The 24,230-nt window shown below is 45.4% G+C and carries 24 protein-coding genes; 11 read left to right on the forward strand and 13 right to left on the reverse strand.

Annotation, left to right across the window (positions count from 1 at the left end; translation table 11 throughout):
- Positions 1–191: 191 nt before the first annotated feature.
- The 3 genes from B0180_RS06725 to pyrF all read left to right on the forward strand — a co-directional run bounded on the left by B0180_RS06725 (position 192) and on the right by pyrF (position 1,732).
- Positions 192–491 (forward strand): HU family DNA-binding protein, encoded by a 300-nt coding sequence (locus B0180_RS06725; RefSeq protein WP_064609950.1) that lies wholly within the window; start codon positions 192–194, stop codon positions 489–491.
- A 19-nt stretch (positions 492–510) separates the two neighbouring features.
- Positions 511–912: a lipopolysaccharide assembly protein LapA domain-containing protein gene (locus tag B0180_RS06730; RefSeq protein WP_078256232.1), complete on the forward strand. Its 402-nt coding sequence runs from the start codon at positions 511–513 to the stop codon at positions 910–912.
- A 127-nt stretch (positions 913–1,039) separates the two neighbouring features.
- Positions 1,040–1,732 carry an orotidine-5'-phosphate decarboxylase gene (gene pyrF, locus B0180_RS06735; protein ID WP_078256233.1) on the forward strand — a complete coding sequence of 231 codons (693 nt, stop codon included), beginning with the start codon at positions 1,040–1,042 and terminating at the stop codon, positions 1,730–1,732.
- A gap of 73 nt (positions 1,733–1,805) precedes the next feature.
- Here the strand turns inward: pyrF and queC are convergent, their stop codons facing one another.
- On the reverse strand, positions 1,806–2,504 hold the full coding sequence (gene queC / locus B0180_RS06740) for a 7-cyano-7-deazaguanine synthase QueC (RefSeq protein ID WP_078256234.1): 699 nt from the start codon (positions 2,502–2,504) through the stop codon (positions 1,806–1,808).
- 159 nt (positions 2,505–2,663) lie between these two features.
- On the opposite strand from queC, the gene B0180_RS06745 reads away from it, so the two are divergent.
- Complete coding sequence (locus B0180_RS06745; protein WP_078256235.1) at positions 2,664–3,311, forward strand: MarC family protein; 648 nt, start codon at positions 2,664–2,666, stop codon at positions 3,309–3,311.
- A gap of 30 nt (positions 3,312–3,341) precedes the next feature.
- Here the strand turns inward: B0180_RS06745 and mnmC2 are convergent, their stop codons facing one another.
- Genes mnmC2 through dnaQ form a run of 6 tightly spaced genes read right to left on the reverse strand, consistent with a single transcriptional unit; the run spans position 3,342 to position 10,626 of the window.
- Positions 3,342–5,288 carry a tRNA (5-methylaminomethyl-2-thiouridine)(34)-methyltransferase MnmC2 gene (gene mnmC2 / locus B0180_RS06750; protein ID WP_078256236.1) on the reverse strand — a complete coding sequence of 649 codons (1,947 nt, stop codon included), beginning with the start codon at positions 5,286–5,288 and terminating at the stop codon, positions 3,342–3,344.
- 11 nt (positions 5,289–5,299) lie between these two features.
- Positions 5,300–5,596 (reverse strand): YciI family protein, encoded by a 297-nt coding sequence (locus B0180_RS06755; protein ID WP_078256237.1) that lies wholly within the window; start codon positions 5,594–5,596, stop codon positions 5,300–5,302.
- 21 nt (positions 5,597–5,617) lie between these two features.
- Entirely contained in the window at positions 5,618–6,886 is a 1,269-nt protein-coding gene (locus tag B0180_RS06760; protein ID WP_078256238.1) for a DUF2868 domain-containing protein, read from the reverse strand.
- A complete protein-coding gene (locus tag B0180_RS06765) occupies positions 6,883–7,737 on the reverse strand; it encodes an RnfABCDGE type electron transport complex subunit B (protein WP_078256239.1) in 855 nt (284 codons plus the stop codon). Before B0180_RS06765 ends, B0180_RS06760 begins: the two co-directional genes overlap by 4 nt.
- Positions 7,738–7,750: 13 nt before the next feature.
- A complete protein-coding gene (nudC, locus tag B0180_RS06770) occupies positions 7,751–8,602 on the reverse strand; it encodes an NAD(+) diphosphatase (protein ID WP_078256240.1) in 852 nt (283 codons plus the stop codon).
- Positions 8,599–10,626 carry a DNA polymerase III subunit epsilon gene (gene dnaQ / locus B0180_RS10390; protein WP_233424948.1) on the reverse strand — a complete coding sequence of 676 codons (2,028 nt, stop codon included), beginning with the start codon at positions 10,624–10,626 and terminating at the stop codon, positions 8,599–8,601. The genes nudC and dnaQ overlap by 4 nt, the downstream gene beginning before the upstream one ends.
- A gap of 144 nt (positions 10,627–10,770) precedes the next feature.
- Between dnaQ and B0180_RS06785 the strand changes: the two genes are divergently transcribed.
- Positions 10,771–11,451 carry a class I SAM-dependent methyltransferase gene (locus B0180_RS06785; protein WP_078256241.1) on the forward strand — a complete coding sequence of 227 codons (681 nt, stop codon included), beginning with the start codon at positions 10,771–10,773 and terminating at the stop codon, positions 11,449–11,451.
- Positions 11,448–12,653, forward strand: a complete 1,206-nt coding sequence (locus B0180_RS06790; protein WP_078256242.1) for a TIGR03862 family flavoprotein — start codon at positions 11,448–11,450, stop codon at positions 12,651–12,653. Before B0180_RS06785 ends, B0180_RS06790 begins: the two co-directional genes overlap by 4 nt.
- Positions 12,654–12,699: 46 nt before the next feature.
- Here the strand turns inward: B0180_RS06790 and B0180_RS06795 are convergent, their stop codons facing one another.
- The 6 genes from B0180_RS06795 to B0180_RS06820 all read right to left on the reverse strand — a co-directional run bounded on the left by B0180_RS06795 (position 12,700) and on the right by B0180_RS06820 (position 18,602).
- A complete protein-coding gene (locus tag B0180_RS06795) occupies positions 12,700–14,067 on the reverse strand; it encodes an ABC1 kinase family protein (protein WP_078256243.1) in 1,368 nt (455 codons plus the stop codon).
- A 137-nt stretch (positions 14,068–14,204) separates the two neighbouring features.
- The gene (gene purD / locus B0180_RS06800; RefSeq protein ID WP_078256244.1) at positions 14,205–15,476 is read right to left on the reverse strand and encodes a phosphoribosylamine--glycine ligase; all 1,272 of its coding nucleotides are present in this window, start codon (positions 15,474–15,476) and stop codon (positions 14,205–14,207) included.
- Between the two features lie 107 nt (positions 15,477–15,583).
- The gene (locus tag B0180_RS06805; RefSeq protein WP_078256245.1) at positions 15,584–16,216 is read right to left on the reverse strand and encodes a fumarylacetoacetate hydrolase family protein; all 633 of its coding nucleotides are present in this window, start codon (positions 16,214–16,216) and stop codon (positions 15,584–15,586) included.
- Between the two features lie 107 nt (positions 16,217–16,323).
- Positions 16,324–17,313, reverse strand: a complete 990-nt coding sequence (locus tag B0180_RS06810) for an alpha/beta fold hydrolase (RefSeq protein ID WP_078256246.1) — start codon at positions 17,311–17,313, stop codon at positions 16,324–16,326.
- Positions 17,314–17,319: 6 nt separating this feature from the next.
- Positions 17,320–17,484: a rubredoxin gene (rd, locus tag B0180_RS06815; RefSeq protein WP_003658257.1), complete on the reverse strand. Its 165-nt coding sequence runs from the start codon at positions 17,482–17,484 to the stop codon at positions 17,320–17,322.
- A 203-nt stretch (positions 17,485–17,687) separates the two neighbouring features.
- Positions 17,688–18,602 (reverse strand): transaldolase, encoded by a 915-nt coding sequence (locus B0180_RS06820; protein WP_078256247.1) that lies wholly within the window; start codon positions 18,600–18,602, stop codon positions 17,688–17,690.
- Between the two features lie 203 nt (positions 18,603–18,805).
- Between B0180_RS06820 and pheA the strand changes: the two genes are divergently transcribed.
- From pheA to B0180_RS06845, 5 genes are read left to right on the forward strand one after another with little or no spacing between them, the layout of a single operon-like run.
- Complete coding sequence (gene pheA / locus B0180_RS06825) at positions 18,806–19,918, forward strand: prephenate dehydratase (protein WP_078256248.1); 1,113 nt, start codon at positions 18,806–18,808, stop codon at positions 19,916–19,918.
- 30 nt (positions 19,919–19,948) lie between these two features.
- Positions 19,949–22,252 (forward strand): bifunctional prephenate dehydrogenase/3-phosphoshikimate 1-carboxyvinyltransferase, encoded by a 2,304-nt coding sequence (locus B0180_RS06830; RefSeq protein WP_078256249.1) that lies wholly within the window; start codon positions 19,949–19,951, stop codon positions 22,250–22,252.
- A gap of 34 nt (positions 22,253–22,286) precedes the next feature.
- Positions 22,287–23,174, forward strand: a complete 888-nt coding sequence (gene rarD, locus B0180_RS06835; RefSeq protein ID WP_078256250.1) for an EamA family transporter RarD — start codon at positions 22,287–22,289, stop codon at positions 23,172–23,174.
- Positions 23,175–23,534 (forward strand): dihydroneopterin aldolase, encoded by a 360-nt coding sequence (gene folB, locus B0180_RS06840; RefSeq protein WP_078256251.1) that lies wholly within the window; start codon positions 23,175–23,177, stop codon positions 23,532–23,534. It abuts the gene before it with no gap.
- Positions 23,531–23,962: a 2-amino-4-hydroxy-6-hydroxymethyldihydropteridine diphosphokinase gene (locus tag B0180_RS06845; protein WP_078256252.1), complete on the forward strand. Its 432-nt coding sequence runs from the start codon at positions 23,531–23,533 to the stop codon at positions 23,960–23,962. The genes folB and B0180_RS06845 overlap by 4 nt, the downstream gene beginning before the upstream one ends.
- Positions 23,963–24,230 lie beyond the last annotated feature (268 nt).

Genomic DNA, 24,230 nt, shown 5'->3' on the forward strand with positions numbered 1-24,230 from the left:
TAAGCCTATTAAAAAAGAGCGATGTTAATCATCGCTCTTTTTTATTGCAGTAAACTACTCAAATAGTAGTTGCAAATGTTTGAATGTGTTAGGTTTTAACAAAAAAGTCATTTTCTTTTTTTGTGTTTTAAGTTATTATTTTATTTTAAGGTTATTTTATAAAAGCTTGACTTGTGATTGAGGTAGGTAGTATGCAGGCGGTAATAAATAAATCTAATTTGATTTCAAATTTGGCATCAGTCTGCGAAGATTTAGAAGAGCGTGTCGTTGATGAAGCGGTGCGCCTAATGATTGCAATGATGGTAAATGAGTTGGTGCATGATGGGCGTATCGAGGTCAGAGGCTTTGGTAGTTTTTGTTTACATCACCGCTCTGCACGCATCGCCCGCAATCCGCGTACAGGCGAGAGTGTTTCTGTCAAAGCCAAAGCGGTTCCCCATTTTAAGCCCGGTAAAGCGCTGCGTGAAGCAGTGAATTCGGTTAATGACTGACTAAATATAAGAGTTAATTATGCATATTATTTTAATCATCCTTTTGGTATTGGCATTCGCTTATTCCTTGGCACTTGTCGTTCTGAATAATCAAGCAATCGCTGTCAATTTATTATTTTCAAGCGTTGCAAATATGAGCTTAGGCTTGGTTTTGGTTGCAACAATTTTTCTAGGCGTTCTGATTGGAATTTTGCTTGCGCTTTTATTGTTTCGCGTCTTTCAAAACAAGTGGGAAATCAGCCGTCTTAAAAAAGAAAAAGCTGCCATTCAAGCCGAACTTAGTGAAGCCAATCTTAAGTTAGTTCAGCGAGCCGAAGAGGTTCGCAGATTGGAGCTTGAACACCAGCCAAATGTATCAACCTTAGCTGAATCCATGTCACCAAAAGTGACCAATGATAACTATCATAATCCGAATTTATAAATTAATTTCTTATCAATGGCAGCTTTTAGTAAATTGCGAAAGTAAGTGAATTATGCTATGATTGCCGTCATAATTTTAATAAAAAGCCGTTATTTGCGGCTTTTTATATTGATAATAAGGATATCTTATGGCGATTAATTCACCCATTATTGTAGCGGTTGATAAGCATAACTTAAACGACGCATTAGCTTTAGCGGACAGCTTAGATCCGGCACTATGTCGTCTAAAAGTGGGTAAAGAGCTATTTACTGCATGCGGTACCCAAGTGGTCAAGGCATTTTATGAACGTAAATTCGAGGTGTTTTTGGACCTAAAATTCCACGATATCCCAAATACCACCGCACAAGCGGTGCTTTCGGCGGCTGATATGGGCGTATGGATGACCAATATTCATGCCATGGTCGGCACCGACGCAATGCGCTTATGTAAGACCCGCTTACAAGATGGTGGCTATGATACGCTACTGATTGCGGTAACTGTCCTAACTTCTATGACGGAGGCTAACTTATCTGAGCTTGGTATTCAGCGTCCGTTGAGCGAGCAGGTCTTGCATTTGGCGGGATTGACGCATGATTCAGGATTGGATGGCGTTGTCTGCTCAGCTCAAGAGGCGCAGCTTTTGAAACAAAAATTTGGTCAGCAGTTTAAATTGGTTACTCCTGGCATTCGCTTGTTAGAAGATGCCAAAGATGATCAAGCGCGTATTTGCACTCCAAATCAAGCACTGCAAAACGGCTCGGATTATTTGGTCATAGGGCGCTCAATCACAAATGCGCCTAACCCGAACGATAAGCTTCGGACAATCTTAGCTGGTATTTAATTAATTCAGCATCCACTAAAACTAAGCCCTGTGATCAAACAGGGCTTAGTTTATGATAATCGGTAAGTCTGCGTTATTGATAGCGCGTTGGATCGGCGATCTGGGCATCCATAAAGCCTTGCTTGCGCAAGTGGCAGCTGTCACAGTGACCACAAGCGCGTCCAGACTCATCGGCTTGATAGCAAGAAACCGTCAGTGAATAGTCCACGCCTAATGAGACACCAAGCTTTAAGGTCTCAGCTTTTGATAAATGTTGTAATGGTGCAATGATGGATAGGTGGTTGCCTTGTCTGCCTGCAACAGTGGCAAGGTTTGCCATGGTTTCAAAGGCAGCGATATAGTCAGGGCGGCAGTCAGGATATCCTGAATAATCCACCGAACTTACGCCGATGATGATGGCGGAAGCTTGTGTTACTTCAGCGACTGCGAGCGCATAGGACAAAAAGATCGTATTGCGCGCTGGCACATAAGTGATCGGTGCAACTTGATCATCATCGTTATAGATGATGGATTCATCGTGATCTGGTACTGATAGAGTCATATCGGTCAATGCCGAACCGCCAAGTTTTGCGATATCAATATCAATCACATGATGCCTGATGCCAAGTTTTTTGGCGATATTTTGAGCGGCGTCAAGCTCGCTTGAATGGCGCTGACCATAGCGAAAACTGACGGCAGTGACAGTATTAAATTGTGATTTTGCCCAGTATAAGCAGGTGGTTGAGTCCAGCCCCCCTGAAAATAATACGACGGCGTTTTGATTGTTATTCATATGATATTTCATTGGATAAAGTTTTAAGAAAGATACTCCAAATTGTTGCATATTTCAACTATTTTTTTTAGCCAAGATTCTTTCATCAATACAAATGCCATCAAAGCATGATAGAATGAGCAGCCATAATTGATCTAAATTTGCTGTTCTGAGGGATGAATGGAAGTCGAAATTATTAAAATTATTCTAGCTTTTATTGTGCTGATTAACCCATCGGCAGCCTTGGCGATGTTCGTTAATTTTACGCATGGATACAGCTATGAAGATAAGCGCCGTGTTGCGCGGATTGCCAGTGCGACGGTGTTTATCACGATTGCATTTTTTTCATTATTTGGTGAGACCATGTTGCGCGGTTTGGGCATCTCGTTGGGATCGTTTCGAGTTGCAGGCGGTATTTTGCTATTTTTGATCGCGCTTGGTATGATGAATGATGGAAATAATCCCGTCAAGCCCAACGAAGACGAGCTAGAACTATCTCAGCCTAAGACAAAAAACCCAAGCGCTTTGACCGGCATTGCAGTGGTACCGCTAGCGATTCCGATGATGGTTGGACCTGGTGGCATCTCTACCGTCATTATCTATTCGTCTCAAGTGACGGGTGTTGTTGGGATGTCACTGATCATCGTTGCAGGGCTTTGTATCAGTATCTTGTGTTATTTGTCTTTGATGGCGGCAGGGCGGATTAGCAAACTGCTTGGGGAGACTGGCTTAAATATCATCAACCGTATTATGGGGATTATTTTGGCAGCTTTAGCGATAGAAATCATTGTGGCAGGCTTAAGAACCATTTTCCCAAATTTATTATAATCAGCCAAACAATTTAGACTAAAGATAGCTTTAGTCTTTTTCTTGGATGGGAGTTTTTAATCGGTCACGATTCGGCGACAGTTTTGCCGATAGCTCAGATGATGCGGGTAAAATGCCCCCGTCCATCATATCAGCCAATACCTCAGCACAAAACGGCGCAAAGCTAAAGCCCTTAGATCCCATCCCATATAGACAAAATATATGGCTGCTATTGGCAAGCTTACCGACCAAAGGGTGATAATCCGGCGTTTGGGCACGGATACCAACCCGACCTTTAAAATTGGCATCTTTAGAAATATTTAAAGCATGGCAATAGTTGGGCAGAGCTTGGCTGAATTTTTGGAAGTTGCTAAAATGCTCATCGTCATTGACCGTCGTATCTGTGCTATTGCGTATAAAGCTTGCGCCAAACAACAGGGATCTTGATTGGGTCTTAGGATCAAAAAATTCAGTGCTATAACCATCATATTTGATGGCGTTAGCAGCTTGAGTTGGCTGATGTGGATCGTCATTGTTGGTAAGGGCAAGCCAAGTGACTTGACCACGAATTTTTCGGCAATTAAAAAGCCGATCATCAATGAAATGACTGGCAAATCCTGCAGCGATCACGACTTGATCAAAGCTGAATTTTTGATCATTCTCACCATTAAATGCTGTCAGATCCACCCCATTGTCTTGCTCATGGATCTGCGTGACCCTATAAGGGTGGTGTATAAAATGATCTTTGAGCGAAGCAGCGATATTGGCTGGATATAAAATACCGCCCATGGGGATGTGCGCAACAATCTCTGTTTGCAGTAGGTCTTGGCTGAGTGCAGAGCTGTCTTTATGTGGATGATAGGTGCTGATTAGTGATTTTGGATAATCATCGATCAGCGCCTGTCTTTTTTTGACCGTTTTTTGACTGGGTAATAAAAAATCAAGAACGCCAATATGATCAAATATTTGTAAGTGCAAATTCATTGCCTTGTAATGGCGATATGAATACAAAAAACTGACTGTAGGCAGATGAGTGGCAGCATGATCTAGCAGTGTTAATTTGGGTGCGAACAATGCACATGGATTGCCCGAAGCGCCCGTCATGATGGCATCAGGTTCAAACAAATGCACCTCATGCCCGCGGCAGCTAAGGGCATTAGCAGCACTAACGCCACTGATGCCACCGCCGATGATTGCGATTTTTTTGGGCTTAAAATCTGCTTGATCATGACTTAGGGTGGGCTGATTTGGCACTGGCGCTGTACACAGCATCTGCCTTTTTCGTCCAAAGCCTGCCGACTTAATCATATCAAACCCTGCATCAATCAAGCCGCGGCGTACAAATCCTGCCGCAGTAAAAGTTGCGACTGTGGTTTGGCTATGAGAAATCCGTGCCATCGCCTTAAATAAATCATCGCTCCACATGTCTGAGTTCTTAGCAGGAGCGAAGCCATCTAAAAACCATGCATCAATCCGCGCACTATGTTCGTGTTGATTATTGGCAATTTCATTCAGGCTATCTAAAGCCTCGCCAAACCATAAATCCAAAGTAATCCACTCGCTCAGATGTAAGCGGTGGCAGCCTGCTAAAGGTAGGGGGTAACTTTCAATCAGCGCATCCACCCAATCACTTAAGTCATCGTCAGTACGCCATACAGACAATGCCTGTGCAAAATCATCACGACTGAGCGGATATTTTTCGGTGCTGATAAAGTGTAATCGAGCGGATTTTGGGGCTAGTTTTTGCCAAAGCTGACAAACTGCTAAAAAGTTTAACCCTGTCCCAAATCCAGTTTCAGCGATAATAAAGCGCTGACCATCACTTAAACGACCAAATCGGTCGATCAACTGATTACCATTAATAAACACATGATGAGTCTCGCTCAAACCGCCGGCTCGTGAAAAATATATATCATCAAAATGCCGTGACGCGGGCACAAAACAGCCATTATGATCTTCTTTCCAGATGATATCAGCGGTTTGAAGCGTATCTGTCATCATCTGCCTCGTTATGACTTAGGAAGGACTTGGATAAAGGGCTTGACATCGACATGACTGTACACGCCTGCGATGATATAAGGATCTTGTGCTGCCCAAGCTTTGGCGGCATGAATATCCTCAAACTCAGCCACCACCAAGCTGCCACTCATGGCAGGCTCTCCATGTGCGATGGGCGTGGGACCAGCAATGATGAGTCGATTTTGCGCCATCAGCGCGTTCAAGCGGTCAAGATGAGCAGGTCTGGCTTCGGTGCGCTTATCTAGACTGTCAGCGACATCGTGACCAATAATGGCAAATAACGGCATATTGTCTCCTTTGACTTAAAATCAGTGATTAAATATGGGGATGCGGCGTTCATTCAGCGCTGATCTCCAAGCGTCATCGTGCGCTTGCCCACCAACAAGCATGGCAATGATACCAAATTGATGGTGAGCCAATCGCTCCACTTTACGCAAGATTCCGCGATCAGGGGCGGTATCGGTATTGATCACTAAATAAATTTGCGCTGATAAGTGATGAGCGTCTGAAAGCAGCGCATCTATTTGCGCGCGCGTATCAATCACCCCAAAATCTTTGATTGCACTGATGGGAATGTGATCGTGATAAGGTTTTTCAAGTGTGGCGATGACCAGTCGATCGCTCAATACAACAGGCGCAGCAGTCGTGGGCGTAGGCGCTTGATAATCATCCGCATCAATGATGGTCTGGCTATAAAAATTCATCAAATTGGCGTAATAGGGCGCTTTGATATCAATACTAAATTGTTGGCGAGCTCTTATGCGACTGTATAAATATGCCGCCAAGCGAGGCAGAACGCCATAAATCATCAGGCTTATCATTGCCAATAGGGCAAATTGTGCAGGCGTGTGATTTGATTCATTGGGCAATGTTAGTCCCAGCTGACTGGGGAGATAGCCGATAATATTTATCAAACGATAAAAGTGATGATCAGCCAGTAGCGTCGATTCCCAGTGAAAGCTATAGCTTTTGAATAAAAACAAACCGAGCATGCCTAAGATACTGCCCATCAACCCAAATAGCCAAGCTCCGTGCAAGATACTGGCAATCTGCCACCGCTTAGTAGGCTTGATCGTATCATGTAATACGCCAAAACAAACTTTGCGAATGCTGGTATCGCCATCACTTAGCTTATCAAATAGCTTGTTTTTAAGGGTGATATGCTCCACCACGCTGCCCAGCATCGAAGGGCGGTGGGGTAATGCAAGTGATGTCAGCCACCAAACCAAAGAAAGCGTATGCCAACCTAATAAAGCCACCATCAAATAAAAAAAGTTAATCGCTTGAGAGCCAAGCAGACCCGCCACACCAATCAGTGCCAAGATAAAATAAAGCAAATAAATCAATTTAATGACACTTAAGATGCTATGCTGTGCCTCTGATAAGGTCTCCATGATGCGCCCATCGCTGTCAATTTTTTGGGCGCGAATAAACAGTTTGTCAAATGCCGTGCCGTTTTCTGACTTGACAACTTGGGTGATGACTTTTGGGTCTTGAGCGAAAATATAATTTTGATCTTCAAGCCGTCTGATCACTTCTAAGTGCTGATGCGCTTTTATGGGATCGTCTGTTATCATGTCGCATTCTCACTGGTCGCTGGCGTAGGCTGTAGGGCGCTGAGCTCGGCATTGAGCTTGATCAGTTTATTTTGTAAGTCTGGATCGGTCTTGAGCGCTAATTGTTTATTGATTTTTTTAATTTGAGTGCGTAGCTTAGCTGCAGCGATCGTATTTTTGGCATGGGTTTCGTCAATTTCGGTATGTTGACGTTGGCTCAGTACATTCACCATGGCAGACTCGATGGTGCTTACAACTGGCTTTGCGCCCTGTTCAATGGTCGTAGCGACTCGATCAAGATGCTGATGGTAACGGCGGCGCAGATGGTTTTGTTCTGTGATTCTGTGATCATCACTTAATGTACGAAAGTGTGGTACGACATCTATGCAGTCCACAGGGCAAGGTGCCAAGCACAGCTCGCAGCCTGTACACAGATCGGTAATGATGCTGTGCATGTGTTTGGCGGTGCCGATGATGGCATCAACAGGGCAGGCGGGTATGCATTTGGTGCAGCCGATACAGTCGGCTTCTTGGATGATGGCTCGCACTTCTTTGGGTCGATTGGTCAGCGGATCGATTTGCCACTGGCTTGGGGTAGCAGGCTTTGTGGGTCTGTTAAGTGTGTTTGCAATGGCATCAGTCACCGCTTGTCCACCTGGGACGCACAAATTAATCGCTTCACCGTTCATCACGATGCCATGCGCATAAGGCAGACAGCCATCATGATGACCGCATAAGCCACATTGAGTTTGCGGTAAAATTGCATCAATGGCGGCAATGGTTTGACGATCAGTGTCGTCTAAGCTTTGTAAATTTAACGGCTTAAATAAGATGGGTAAATTATCCAAGCGCTCTGTCGTGTATGTAATCATGGTATCTTGTTGATTAGGTATTCACCACCGCTTGAATCAGTGAGTGAGCGATGGTGCCTTGGTTTGGAATGGGTGGCAGCTGATCGATATCAAAAAATTGAGCGTCGGCAAGCTCATTGCGCTGAATTTTGATTTGACCATGTTTATAATTGGCGATAAATCCAACCATCAAATTGCTTGGATAAGGCCAAGGCTGACTGTCAAAATATTGAACATTGTCAATATGCAGTCCCACTTCTTCGAAGACTTCGCGGTGAGCCGCCATGGGCAGCGTTTCACCAACCTCCACAAAGCCTGCAATCAAGCCATAAATGCCACTTTTATGGCGATGATGACGCGCCAAAAGAATCTGTTTTTTGTGGGTCGTAGGATGCGTGCGAGTAATGGCAACAATGACGCAAGGCTGTACTCTGGGATAGGCGCGGTGACGGCATTTTGGGCAAATTTTAGCATGTTCACCTTGGGGATGCGCAGCGGTCTTAGCGCCGCAGCGACTACAAAACTGATGATCATTGTGCCAACCAATCAGCATGATCGCGCGAGCCATCAAGTTTAGCGTCTCATCATCTATCACGGTCAAAAATTCACGAAAACTGATGGCTTTTAGGTTTCTGACGGTTTTGGTGTCATAGCCTTGACCATAAGCAAAAACACACCCAAGCTTGATGGCATCATCTACAGTCATGGCATGACTGATCGGTAGCTGATCTGATGAACATAATAATAAGGATTGCTCGTCATGCGTTTCTGCAAAACCCAGATGGATGGCATCGCTTGGCGCGTTGGGCAGTTTTAGCACAAATGGTAGCCCATCGCTTGTACACAAAATACCATCGCCTTGAATGAGCCAAATTTTAGCCGTCATGATAGCACCTTAGCGCGCCATGTCGCATCAGCTTCGATATCAGACTTAGACAGCGTGAGTAGATCTGCATACTGCGATAGATCATGAAATTTGGATCCGCCGGCGTGGGTGTCGCTACCTGCAGTGTCGTCATCATCAATCGCCATCGCAATCTGACCACCTGTCATCGCCAAATACACCTCAGCCAAAATCTCTGAGTCAAGTAATGCCCCGTGAAAGGTGCGATCCTTTTGACCGACGCCAAGTCGCTTGACCAAAGCATCCAAGCTGTTTTTTTGACCAGGATACATCTGCTTGGCGAGCGCCAGTGTGTCGGTAACTTGAACACTGGCTGCAAAATTACTTAAGCCTGCACGGTTAAATTCCATGTTCAAAAATTTCATATCAAACGTGGCGTTGTGCGCGATAATCTCACTGCCCGCCATAAAGTCATAAATCTGCTGCGCGACTTCAGCAAATTTGGGCTTATCCGACACAAACTCATTACTGATGCCATGAACTTGTATGACCTCATCATCCATGTGCTTTTCAGGATTGATGTACACATGTAAAATATTGCCTGTAAATTTACGCCCAACCAATTCAACAATCCCGACCTCAACGATGCGATCGCCACCAACTTCATCAAAACCTGTGGTCTCAGTATCCATGATCAGCTGCCTTTCGGGCGCGCCTCGATTATCAGGCTTGGGTAAAATTGGCCAAAAATCAGGATTAGCGCGGCTGGTATCACCATCATAAGCAGGGTTTTGAATGGTGTTATATTCACCAATTTTAGGCGCTTGAGTGCGCTCAGCCGGCTCTACTGATGCCATCTCGTCGTGGGGCGCATATGGCGCACCTGAAAGACCTTGATCATAAGGCGGTTCTGCCAAATCCATCTGACCACCTGTCATCGCCAAATACACTTCAGCTAAGATCTCTGAGTCAAGTAATGCCCCATGAAAGGTACGATCCCTTTGACCGACGCCAAGCCGCTTGACCAAAGCATCCAAGCTGTTTTTTTGATTGGGGAAGTTTTGCTTGGCGATGACATATGTGTCAATCACCTGAACGCGATTTGAAAAGTCAGTCAAGCCAACACGGTCAAATTCCGCTTTCAAAAATCGCATATCAAACTCTGCATTATGTGCGATAACTTGGCTATCTACCATAAATTCATAAATAAACTGCGCCACTTCGGCAAATGTAGGCTGCTGTGCGGCAAATTCATTACTGATGTCATGAATGCTCATGACTTTATCGCCCATCGGTCTTTGGGGGTTGAGATACACGTGTAGCACGTTACCTGTGTATTTGCGATCAATCAGCTCAACAACACCGATCTCGACAATGCGATCGCCGTCAAGCTCATACATGCCTGTCGTTTCGGTGTCAAAAATTAATTGACGCTTTGGATTACCGCGATTGATGGGCTTTGGTAGGATTGGCCAAAATTCACTGTCTGCACTTTGTGTATCGCCCGTATAATTGGGATTTTGGATGGTATTGTGCGTGTAATGGCGCTCCGGTTTGGGCGTATCCACCATGAAATTTTCGTCATTTTGGGCTGTGGGATTGGGGGAGAGTTCATCTCCAAAACTATCCACGCCTTTATTGGCTAACTGATCTGCCATTTCGTTGCCAGCATGACCGGCATGACCTTTGATCCACTGCCAATCGATGATGCGATTTTGGGTCAGCTGATCCAATCTTTGCCACAGATCTTGATTTAAGACAGGTTTACCATCTGCTTTTTTCCAGCCGCGCGACTTCCAACCGCTGATCCACTGAGTAATGCCATCTTTGACATAGCCTGAATCCGTCCAAAGCTGTAAAGGCATCTGTGCAGGTGATACCTCCAACGCCGTGATGGCAGCCATCAATTCCATGCGATTATTGGTGGTGTCAGGCTCACCGCCCCACAGACGCCGTTCATCGCCATTGAAATACTGCAAATACACGCCCCAGCCGCCTGCAGATGCGCCTTGTTTGCCATTGCCTTTACAGGCGCCGTCGGTATAAGCGATATTAAGTTGGCTCATGATGCTTGCTCATATGATTGATAGTAATCAGAATATTATAAATCATTGCAGGGCTTTGTGCGAATTTTTTGGTCTGGGTTTGGTCTATGGAGAGCGGCTTTGAGTATGATATAATGCCTTATTTACCGCAAATTATTACCGTTTATGACTCATCAGCCCATGCCAAGCCATCGTTTTGACCGTTTATTTGAGACCAAATTTTTATATGCGCCCAAAACTGTCCAAAACCAAGACATTCAAAGCATCTCTCAAGCCTTAGATTCAAAAACGCCGCTTTTTTTGGAAATCGGTGCAGGCAAAGGCAAGCACGCCATGCTATTTGCCAGCTCTAATACGGACAAGCATTTGATCGCCATTGAAAGAACTCGTGAAAAATTTAACGCATTTCAAAAACAAGCAGATCTTGGCGAATTTAAAAATCTCACTGTCATTCATGCTGATGCCATTGCCTTTTGTGCACATTTTATTGCGCCCAATTCGCTTGATGGCGTGTTTATTCTTTACCCAAATCCTGAACCGCATAATAAAAATCAGCGCTGGCTAAATATGCCGTTTTTTGAATTTTTATTATCGCGTCTGAAAGTTGGGGGATTGATCACGATTGCCAGTAACATTGAGTCTTATATGGATGAGGCGTGTCAGCGTTTGGACGAAGTTTGGCGGCTACCTTATACCAAGCGTGCCATTGATCCTGCCTCGGCACGCACGCATTTTGAGATCAAATATCTGGCCCGTGGTGAAAATTGTCAAGAAATTATCGTCACCAAGCCTGCTGGTTATCAGACCAGATTTGATCATGTACTTGTAAAAGAGCAGGCTGTATGAAGCCAAAAATCGCTGTGATCGGTGCCGGTGCCGCTGGACTCATGGCGGCTGAAGTGCTGTCTTCATATCCTGTCTCGGTGCATGTCTATGATCACAAACCAACCGCCGCGCGCAAAATACTCATGGCAGGTAAGACTGGCTTAAACATCTCGCACAGTGAGCCTTTTGAGACTTTTGTGAATCGCTACACACCAAATGATTGGCTAACTGGGTATCTTGAGTCATTTCATGCCGATCAGATCGTTGCGTGGATGGATTCTTTAGGTATCAAAAGCTACATTGGCTCATCTGGCAGAATCTTCCCAGTGGAGATGAAAGCCTCAAAACTCATTCGCGCGTGGCTATCTCGGCTGGATGGTCAGGGCGTTCAGTTTTATTATCGTCATCGCTGTACTCAGATATCAGGCAGGGTATTAAGCTTTGATAAACTTGATACTAAAGCTGAAATTATCGATTCTTTTTATGCTGATTATGACGCGGTCATCTTGGCTTGTGGTGGCGGATCGTATCGAGCGCTTGGCAGTGATGGCGCTTGGCAGCAGTGGTTCGATAAAGATTGTTTAACGCCGCTATATGCCAGCAATGTCGGCGTGTTGGTTGAATGGTCGTCTTTTATGGCGCCGTTATTCGGTCAGCCATTAAAGCGTGTTCGGATCAGTGTGGGAGGTGAGTCGCATCAAGGCGATGTCATCGTCAGCCATTATGGGCTTGAAAGCGGGCTCATATATCGTCTCAATCAAGCAATGCGCCAAAGCCAACAAGAAAACGGCTTTGGGTTATCTGTCGATCTTATGCCTGATAAGTCTGTCGATGCCATTTATCAAACTTTAAGCCAAGCTAAAAGAAAGTCGCTGAATACCTTACTTAAAAAAGCGGGTCTAGATGCTGTCAAAATCGCTGTCTTAAGAGAATGCACGCCTAAGTCGGACTGGTCAGATGCTGTGAAAATGGCAAAGCATATCAAGAACCTAACGATACAAGCCACAGACTTTCGACCGATGGATGAGGCGATTAGTACTGGCGGCGGCATCAAGCGCATGGCTTTAGATGACGATCTGCAGCTCATCTATGAACCGGGCGTATTTTGTGCCGGCGAGATGCTTGATTGGGATGCGCCGACGGGCGGTTATTTATTAACCGCTTGCTTGGCTACAGGGCGTGCGGCAGCTTATGGCGTCTTACGATTTTTAAATACTGATTAATAAAATCATCACGCTCATTGGCTTGTAGCTTATGATCATAAACGAGCTAATCAATGAATTTGGCGACCAATGCTTCGCTGTCGGTGCGCGCATCGAGCGCCACAAGCAAAGCATAAGCACCAATGAACTTACGACTGATAAACATCATTTCTTTGGGCGGTAGGCTAAATTCGCGCGACTGCATGCCATTTTTGGCGGTATTCATCACTCTAGCATATAAATCGCTGCCTGACCAAATATATAAGCCTTGCTCATCAAGATGTGTAGAATGACCGCCATGCCGTTCATTAAGTGCTTGTGCATGAGCAAACGGCTCACAAGCCATCAAAAACACTTCTGCCATATCAGACTTCGGATTACCGTTTAGCTGATCAAAAAAATCATAGCCTGTCATGGCAGCCATCATCTTTTGCTTGTCTTGATGATAGCCTGCGCTGATTAGTCCGCGCGCGATACTCAAAAGATGATCGTCAAATTGCTTGATTGCCCCAAAGTCTAATAAAATCAGTTTATCAATGCCATCTTCATAGCGCACCAAATAATTACCAAAGTTAGGATCGGTTTGCATCTCGCCCCACTCAAACAGCTCGCGGATAACAATCTCAATGGCAGCTTGTCCAAGCGCATTTTTGCGGTCTTGGGGCAGGGTGGTGATGACAGGATCATTCAGCGAGACACCCGCCTCAAAGCTCATGCAGATCAATCGATTGGTGCTATAGTTATCATAAATCGTCGGTACAACATAACGCTCATCATCCGCCAAATAACGAGCAAAACGCTTGGTGGTCTCTGCCTCAAGCTGATAATCCACTTCGCGGTGCAAAAGCTCACCGATCTCCTCAAACCAAGCATCCAAAGCTTTGGTCTGTGGCACAGCATTGGTAATCTTTAATAAATGCTTAAAAATAGATAGATCAGAATCAATCGAATCAGCCACCCCTGGATACTGCACTTTGAGCACCACATCTCGTCCACTGAACTTATGCACAGCCTTATGAACCTGTGCCAAGCTTGCTGTACCTATGGGAGTGCGATCAATCTCAAAGTCGGCGACTTGTTCGCCAAGCTCTGCTTTGAGTGTTTCATAGATGACATGCCAAGACAGCGGAGCAGTTTGAGCATCCAATGTGTGCAGGGCATTTAGGACTTCTTTGGGTAGAAAATGCTCGCCATATAGCGCAAGCATTTGACCGACTTTGACCACTGAGCCTTTTAATTTACCAAGTTCACTCACCAAGTAGTCTGCTTGCTCTTGCATTAAGGTGTGCTTAGCGATCTGCCTTTCTTCTTTAGTCATCAAAAGACCGCTCATGCTAGACTTTGCCCAATTTTTACCGATATTTAAAGAAGTTTTTGCAATCGATAGACGACGTGAAAATGGTGAAGTTTTAAGTTTATTAAGTGGTTGGCTCATTGCTTCGATTGAATAAATAATAGTTGTAAATGGCTGTATTATAGCAAATTTCTATTCATTTGACATCTGTCAAATCTGATAAGATGATTTTGCAAAATTAAAAAAAAGGATGGTCAAACCATCCTTTTTCTATCAGATCATCGCTTAATGGCGCGCCAGCCGATGTCGCGGCGGTACTGCATTCCATCAAATTGGATGCTCTCAATCGCTGCTAAGGCGTCTTTTTGGGCGGTTTGAATATCATCTGCCAGTGCTGTCACACATAAAACTCGTCCACCGTCGGTAACGATGTCATTGCCTGATTTTTTGGTGCCAGCATGGAAGACTTTTAGGTGGTTTGTTTGGGTGTCAAGCCCTGTAATGACATCGCCTTTAGAGCTAGATTCAGGATAGCCGCGACTTGCCAAAACCACGCCCAATGCCACTTGACCTGACCACTTGGCTTCGCTTGGTAAATTCCCCATAAGACCAGCTTCGATCAGACGGGTCAAGGAGCTTTCAAGGCGCATCATAATCGGCTGAGTCTCTGGATCGCCAAATCGGCAATTAAACTCAATCACATAAGGGTCGCTTTGCTCATCAATCATCAGCCCTGCATACAAAAACCCTGTATAAGGCGTGCCATTGGCTTTCATCGCCTCAACGACAGGGCGAATGACACCTTCAATCACCTTATCGTGCACCGCTTGAGTAACCACAGGCGCTGGCGAGTATGCGCCCATACCACCTGTGTTAGCGCCAGTGTCGCCCTCAAAAATACGCTTATGATCTTGACTGGTCGCCATCGGTAGGATGTTTTCGCCATCAATCATACAAATGAATGATGCTTCTTCACCTGATAAAAACTGCTCAATGACCACGCGGCTGCCTGCATCGCCAAATTTATTGCCATCAAGCATATCATCAATCGCATCGAAAGCCTCAGCTTCATCCATGGCGACGATCACGCCTTTACCAGCTGCTAAGCCATCTGCTTTAATGACGATGGGCGCGCCTTTTTCACGCACATAGTTCTTGGCGGCTTCAACTTCTGTAAAGACTTGATAATACGCTGTGGGAATGCCATGTTTTTGCATGAATTCTTTGGCAAATGCTTTTGAGCCTTCAAGCTGAGCGCAGTATTTGGTCGGACCCCAAACGGCAATGTCTGCCTTGCGCAAATCATCTACCACGCCAGCGACCAGTGGCGCCTCAGGTCCGACAACCACAAACTTAATCTCATGCGTTTGACAAAATTCAATCAGCGCATCATGATCGGCAACATCCAGATCAATATTTTGTAGTTTTGGCTCAAGATCAGTGCCAGCATTACCGCGCGCAACATAGACGGTTTTGACTTCATCATCTTTTGCACAAGCCCAAGCCAAAGCGTGCTCACGACCCCCTGTGCCAAGTACCAAAATATTCATCATTCCCCCAGTGATTTGTTAAGAAATTGGCGCTTATTGTAACAAAAATTTGACAGATCGCCAATGAAGTTATGAAAAAAAGCGCCAGTTGTTTTGGCGCGCGATGGTTAGGCGATATGGATGGTATATGACTCTGCATCAAGCCGAGCGATGAGCGTATCACCACTGACGAGCCTGCCAACACCTTTGGGCGTGCCGGTATAAACGATGTCGCCTTGACGCAAGCCAAACTTTTCATGCAAAAAATTTAATTGATAAGCGATATCAAATAAAAGCTTATCGGTACTATCATCTTGACGGATATCACCATTGACCGTCAGCGATATCTGATGCGTCGTTGGTATGCCTTTGGTTAAAATGGATAACCACGCACCATCACGAAAGCCTTTGGCGGTCGTCCATGGCATGCCTTTGGCTTTTAGATGACTTTGGACATCGCGCGCTGTCAAATCAAGCCCAATGCCATATCCTAAAATACAGCTTAGGTCGGGCGTTTGGTCGTCCGCCACATCTTCACCGATATATATTACCAGTTCAACTTCGTGATGGATATCCTCTGAATAATTTGGCAGTCTTAAAGTGTCATCTGTACTCAAAGCTGTGGTCGGCTTTAAAAAGACCAAAGGCTCACCAGTAGGCACATTGCCAAGCTCGCTGATATGCTCAGCATAGCTACGACCAATGCAGTAAATGTTATTGACAGGGGCGGTGCTACCATCTTTAAATATGACGTGCTTCATAAAAATCCTCAACGGTTTTGTCGGCAGTTTTTACCAAATTATAGTAGCAACATTCATCCATCAAATCAATCTTCAATTACCCAGATGAGTCATCAAGATCATCAAAACTATGAGCGGCAGTGATCACTGATCAGTCCCGCCAAATAAGGGTGGTAATAGGCTGGTAAATCATGCCCCATGCCGCTGACCAGCACAAAGCGAGCGTTTGGGATGACTTTAGCAAGAAATCTGCCATGGCTTGGCGCGACCAAACCGTCTTTGTCGCCATGAATGACCAGCGTATTCGCGCGGATCTGCTTGGTGAAGCGCAATATCGAACCTGATGCCAAAATGGCGGTCAGCTGCTGCGAGACGCCCAATGGATGAAAATTTCTTTGATAGCGCTTTTCAGCGATGGCGCGCGTACCTTTGATGTCTAAATGCCCAGGCGATCCGACCGCCGTCATAAACCATACGCTATGACGCACCATATCTCTTTCAGAATGACTTTCGGGGCGACGGACAAATGTCATAAACTGCTTGGGATTTGGTGGTCTTAAAAATGCCCGATTGGATGTAGAAAATAGCAGTGATAAATTTTTGATATATTTGGGATAACGCGCTGCGACGATTTGTGCGATCATGCCACCCATCGAAGCCCCAACAAGATTGACATCGCTAAGCTGCATGGTCTTGATCAGCCGTGCCACATCTTCTGCCATATCCGTCAGCGTATAGGCGACTTGCTCTGAGCGATTGGACAGACCTGCCTGCATTTTTAGCATCATTTTGAAGGTGTTCAGTCTGGGCAGCCCATCAATTTGGATTTTGCTTGATAAGCCTGTATCACGATTATCAAAGCGTATGACAAAAAATCCAGCATCCATAAACAGTTTTAAAAATTGGTCAGACCAAAACATCATCTGTGAGCCAAGACCTGTAATAAAGATCATCGGTGGGTGCATGGGGTTGCCACCCGCTTCCACACAAAGCTCAATGCCTTCACCGATATCAATGATGGCTTGAAGCAGATGTTCTGACAGATCAGAAGGATACCAGTGAATATCCCCAAATCTTTGCCAGCTATCAGGCGGTGTCATAGGGCGATTGGTGCTCATGATGGCTTAGATTTCTACCATTTCAAAGTCTTCTTTGCCAACCCCGCACTCAGGGCAAAGCCAGTCATCAGGCACATCTTCCCAACGCGTACCCGGCGCAAGCCCTTCTTCAGGGCAGCCCAGCGCTTCGTCATAAATCCAGCCGCATACGATACATTGATATTTTTTCATAATCACCTTTGACCTTGAAAAGTCCACCAAATCCCATAAAGATTTGGTCATTGGGTAAATAAAATATCCAATTAGTTTACAGATGTATCGAATTTTTGCAAGTAAAATTTGTGATTTATGAAAATAATTTGATCAAATCACAAATTTTTGCACAAAAAAGCCAAGCGGATCATTTAGCTTAAATAACTAAAAGCGTGCCAAAATCAGCGATCCAAAAGCTGCTTGGCAAGCGTTTGTCTTGCACCAATAAACCCTTCAATGCCTTTGAGTAGGAGTGCATTAAGCGGATGATCATCTTGCTTAGCCATAAAGCTGCTTTGGCTTAAAGGCTCAGGCTTTTCGATGATTGAATCGCTTGGTGTTAGCATGCGTGAGACCTTTTGACTGCTTTGAGAGAGCTCATCTAATAAAGCAGGGGAAATGGTTAAAAGATCACATCCTGCCAGTGCGATGATTTGATCAATGCTGCGAAAACTGGCGCCCATCACTTGTGTGGCATAGCCATGTGATTTATAAAATTGATAAATATGTTTCACAGAATTGACACCCATATCTTCGCTGACAGGGATGGATTCGCGGCTTTCGTGCGCTTTTTGCCAATCGGTGATGCGCCCAACAAAAGGAGAGATCAAAGTCACGCCAGCGTCGGCACAAGCGCGCGCTTGGATATCGGTAAATAATAAAGTCAAATTGCAATGAATGCCTTGTTTTTCAAGGAGTTGGGCAGCCTGAATGCCTTCATAAGTAGCTGCAATTTTGATCAGTACACGATTAGGATCTACCCCAGCAGCGGCATAGCGATCGATATAGTCAAGCGCCTTATCGACCGTGCCTTGAGTGTCAAACGACAAACGCGCATCCACTTCTGTTGAGACGCGCCCTGAAATGCGCTCACTGATTTGCGCGCCAAGCAGTACGGTGAGTGTATCAATGGCAGCGTCCACATCCATCCCTTGAATTTGCTGTAGCAGCTCAGCATTTTCGCCACCACTAAAAGCGGCGGTAATTAAACTGGGATTGGTGGTAGCATCGACAGGCTTTAGCCGTGCGATGGCGCCCAAATCGCCTGTATCGGCGACGATGGTGGTGTATTGTGCTAATTGTTCTAAGCTGTTCATTTTGGTCTCTGATTTGTTGTCAAGTTTGCCACAAATTAGCACACTTGACGATATTTGGCTAGAAATTTTTGGTGGTGTCATCTAAATTTCATCTAAAAATTATTCGATATCAGATATAAAATAAAGTTTGATAAAATCACTACAACTAAGCTTTAAAATCGTGTATCATTAGCCATATTTTAATGCGTATAAGGAATGCCATCATGAGCGAAACCACCCAGGCTTTGCCTGTTAATACTGATGAAATCAAAAGCTATCGTGCCCAAATTGATGCCATTGATGAACAAATTCAAAAGCTCATCAATGAGCGTGCCAAAGTCGCTCAGCAGGTGGCGGTCGCCAAAAAAAATCACGAAAATCATCCGATTTTTTATCGTCCTGAGCGTGAAGCTCAAGTATTAAAATCAGTGATGGCGCGCAATGAAGGTCCGCTGTCTGGCGAAAAGATGGCACGCCTGTTTCGTGAAATTATGTCGGTGTGTCTTGAGCTTGAAGCCCCACAAAAAGTAGCTTTTTTGGGACCTGTTGGGACATTCACCCATGCAGCTGCATTAAAGCACTTTGGTAAAGCAGCAACCACAGTGTCTTTGACGACCATTACTGATGTGTTCCGTGAAGTCGAAGCAGGTAGTGCAATGTATGGCGTGGTGCCAGTTGAGAACTCATCAGAAGGTGTGGTGAATCATACGCTGGATGCTTTTCTTAGCTCCAGTCTAAAAATCATTGGCGAGGTGGAGCTGCCGATCCATCATAATTTCTTGGTGGCCGAGCATACGCGCGTTGAGAGCCTTAGCCGCATTTATAGTCATCAGCAGGCTTTGGCGCAGTGCCGTCATTGGTTAGATGTTAATTTCCCAAATGTTGAGCGTGTCGCAGTTTCATCTAATGGTGAGGCAGCTCGCCGCCTTCAAAATGAGTGGCACTCAGCAGCCATCGCAGGGGATGTGGCAGTAGCAGAATATGGGCTGCATAAGCTGTATGAAAATATCGAAGACAATCCAGGCAATACCACCAGATTTTTGATTATTGGTCGAGAAGACATCGCACCTTCAGGTCAAGATAAGACCTCAATCATGGTCTCAAGCCCAGATAAAGCTGGTGCGCTGATTGAGATTTTGGAACCTTTGCGCCGTCATGGGGTATCGATGACGAGTATCGAGACGCGCCCTGAGCGCCCAAATAAATGGGCTTATGTATTTTTCATTGACATGAATGGTCATATCGAGGATGAGCATGTAGCTGCTGCGATCGAAGATATCAGACCCTTGGTGAAAGATCTGCGAGTGCTAGGCTCTTATCCAAAGGCTGTTTTATAAATTTTAAAATAGCAGCGCATGGAAAATCCAATGGATAATACAGCAAAGCCGATGTTTGAGCGATTGTGCGTGATCGGTCTGGGGCTGATTGGCGCATCGTTTGTGCAAGCGGTGCATAATGCCAATCATCGGCTTGATACCCCTTTGGTCGGTCAAATCACAGCCGCAGATACCAACCAAAAAAGCATCGATGATGCGCTGGCAGCAGGCGTGATTTCAAGTGGCAGTACGGATGTTTTGAGTGCAGTTGTCGGCTGTGATTTGGTATTGATTGCCACGCCTGTCAAAAGCATCTACCCAATCATGAAACTGCTAAAGCACGCGATAGATTTGGGTGCTTTACCAAGCCATGCCATCATCACAGATGTGGGCAGTACCAAAGTATCAGTCGCTCAAGCTGCTGATGAGATTTTTGGTGCGCACCATCATTTTATTGGCGGGCATCCGATTGCGGGTGCAGAGAGATCAGGGTTTGATGCACGAAACGGCGAGCTTTTTGTGCAGCATAAAATGATTTTATGCCCAAGCGCTGACAGTCAGGCAAGTGATCTTGCCAAGATTACCAAAATATGGCAGGCGATCGGTGCTGAGGTCATGCAAATGAGCGCGTCACGCCATGATGAGATTCTGGCTTATACCAGTCATTTGCCGCATTTGCTTGCTTTTAGTTTGACGCATCAGCTAGCCAGTCATGACGATAATTTGGATATTTTTCGTTATGCAGCGGGCGGATTTAGGGATTTTAGCCGTATTGCCGCCAGCCATCCGGTGATGTGGCATGATATTTTTATCGCCAATAAGCCTGCGCTTTTAAATTCATTGGATGAATTTGTGAGTCATTTACAAGAGTTTCGCCAAATCATCGATCAAGAAGACTCTGAAAAATTACTCGATTGGCTCGCCACCGCGCGCCATGCTCGTCGTCATTTTGGGCATATGCTCGCCAAAAAACCAATGCATAAACCTAACGTTATTATTACTCCAGATGCCATCAAGGATACTATTATGAGTCAAAGCTATCACATTCGACCACAAAACGCCATCTCAGGCGTGATTAGCGTACCAGGGGATAAGTCGATTTCGCACCGCTCAATCATGTTTGGCTCACTGGCTGATGGCGTCACTCATGTGACAGGATTTTTGCAGGGCGAAGATGCGCTAGCGACGCTACAAGCATTTGCTGATATGGGTGTTAAGATTGAGCGAGATGGCGATAAAGTCACCATTTATGGCGTCGGTATCGATGGTCTAAAAGCGCCAAAAGCCCCGCTGTATATGGGTAACTCAGGCACCAGTATGCGCTTGCTGGCAGGGATTTTATCCGCTCAAGCCTTTGACAGCGTGATGACAGGCGATGTCAGTTTGTCCAAGCGTCCAATGGAGCGAGTGGCTGCACCACTGCGCGATATGGGTGCCAAAATCCAATCAACAGGCGAAAAAGGCACGGCGCCATTATCCATTACAGGCTCACAAACGCTACATAGCATCGATTATCAGCTACCTGTCGCTTCTGCCCAAATTAAATCTTGTCTAATTTTGGCAAGTCTGTGGGCTGAGGGGACAACCACCATCACCGAGCCAGAAGTGAGCCGAGATCATACCGAGCGTATGCTGAATGCTTTTGGCTATCCTGTGCAAGTTGATGGGCGTAAAATCAGCGTGATGGGCGGCGGTAGGCTGACTGCTACAGATATTATTGTGCCAGCGGACATCTCCAGTGCAGCGTTCTTTATGGTGCTGGGTGCCATTGGTGGCGGTGAAGGGCTAACTATCGAAAAAGTGGGCATGAACCCAACGCGCACAGGCGTCATTGATATTTTAAAATTGATGGGCGCCGATATCACAGTGGCGAACGAAACTGTGGTGGGCGGCGAGCCGATTGCTGATATTACGGTACGACCTTCTGATTTGTATGGCATTGACATACCAGAGCATCTGGTGCCGCTTGCGATTGATGAATTTCCTGTATTATTCATCGCAGCAAGCTGCGCCCATGGCATGACCAAGCTGACTGGTGCAAAAGAGCTGAGAGTCAAAGAGTCAGATCGCATTCAAGTGATGGCAGATGGCTTGGCGACGCTTGGCGTTGATTCGGAAGTGCTAGAAGACGGGATCATCATCCAAGGCAAGGGTATCAAAGGCGAGAAAAACGCCATCTTTGGCGGCGGCGTGATCGAAAGCCATCATGATCATCGAATCGCGATGAGCTTTGCTGTGGCAAGTAGCCGCGCCACAGATGACATCATCATTCAGGGCACCGAAACGGTCAATACCAGTTTCCCAAATTTTGCCGAACTTGCCAATCGCGTCGGTCTTGCGATTGAAGTAAAATAATCCATTCGCTGATTGATCGATAACGGTAATCTCTATGGCAAAAACTGTCACGACCACACCGAAAGGTTTGCTTACAGCGCTGTCAGCCTTTTTGATTTGGGGCTGTTTTCCGCTGTATTTTAAAGAGCTGACAGAATACGATGCCATCGAAATCATCGTTCATCGCGTGGTTTGGACTTTTGTTGTACTGCTTGGGATCATCGTGATCACAAGGCGCTTTAGTTGGATCAGTCAAATCAAAGAGCAGCCGAAATGGCTGCTTTTAACCTTTGTTGCTTCTGTTTTAATCGCAACCAACTGGCTGGTTTATGTGTGGGCAGTGACGCACGATCAGGTGCTTGAAGCAAGCTTGGGCTACTTTATCCATCCTTTGGTGGGCGTCCTGTTTTCGATGCTGATTTTCAAAGAAAAGCTGCGTCCGATGCAAACAATCGCCGTGCTACTGGCTTTTATTGCCGTTGGTATTCAGATCGTATGGATGGGCGGGCTGCCATGGGTGAGCATGCTGCTACCGCTGTCGTGGGGATTTTATGGCGTCATTCAAAGACAAACGCCTTTTGATGCGCTTGATGGGCTATTTCTTGAGACGGCGCTGCTTGTGCCTGTCTCGCTGATTTGGCTGCAGTTTGCCCATGTTGCCAGCTCATCCATGGCGTTTTGGGTATCATCTGAGATTTGGCTTTTGATGTTAGCAGGTCCTGTGACATTGGTGCCGCTGCTTTTATATAATATATCGACCAAACTGGTACAGTTTAATACCTTGTCTTTTTTAAATTACCTAACGCCAAGCTTGATATTTTTATTTGCTGTTTTTTATTATCATGAGCCTTTTGATGCCAAGCGATTGCTGGTTTTTGCATTGATTTGGGTGGGGCTTTTGATCTTTAGCGTGGATATGTTTAAAAATAAAAAAGGAGTGTGAATGAGTGATATTGTATTTATCCAAGGGCTTAAAATTGATACTGTCATTGGCGTCTATGCTTGGGAGCGTGCCATCAAACAAAGGCTCATTATCGATGCACAGATGGTTTGTGATATGACGCGCGCCATCGCCGATGATGATGTGGCGCATGTGATTAACTACAAAACAGTCTGTGAGGATATCGAAAAGCTGTGCCATGAGATGCAGGCCGAGCTTTTGGAGACTTTGGCGGATAGAATTGCACACCATGTTTTGACCCATTATCCATGCCGCGAGATCACGCTGACCATACATAAACCCAATGCCATTAAACAAGCCGATAGTGTGGGCGTTAAAATCATCCGCAGGGCAGGCGCATGAGTAGTCAAGCAAGTGTCAATGAGCTTGTCATCGCTTTGGGTAGTAATCATAACGCCCAAGCCGCATTTACTTGCGCCATCAAAGCGCTTGAAGAGCTTGGACAAGTGATGCTGTCAGAAGTCATCTGCGGAAAAGATTTCACTGGGCGCAGTCAGCGCATTTATCATAATGCTTGTGCTTATATTGTGCTGACAAAAGCCATGCAATATGCAGACATCGAACAAAAGCTGAAACAAATTGAACGTCGCTGTGGACGCAATCCTGCCAAAAAATGTGCCGAATATGATTATGAGGTGGTGATGGATTTGGATATTTTAGCGGTGCGTTTTGATGAAGAGTGGCAGATGAATTTGGCACGACTACCGCTAAAAAGCCATGATTTGTCAGGTGTAGAACAAGTGGCAATATTTTTATTAGACCAAATATAGCTGATACAGATCCATTCTGCTCATCAAAATCATTTCAACAGCTAAATCATCAGCGATCACTGATCCATTAAAGTGAACCATTGATAATCATCGCTGTCATCCATCTTTTAAGCTTATTCAATAAAATCCATATAAAACTGCGATGGCTTAGTGATGGGTCTGGCGGCGATAAGCTGTACAGCCGCTCAAGCGAAGGTGGGTTTGGTTAATGGCTTTTAAAAGATATGCTTGATCCGTCCTAATCATATTGACAAGCTCTGCAATGGGT

It is taken from the genome of Moraxella canis, assembly GCF_002014965.1.
Lineage (GTDB): Bacteria > Pseudomonadota > Gammaproteobacteria > Pseudomonadales > Moraxellaceae > Moraxella > Moraxella canis.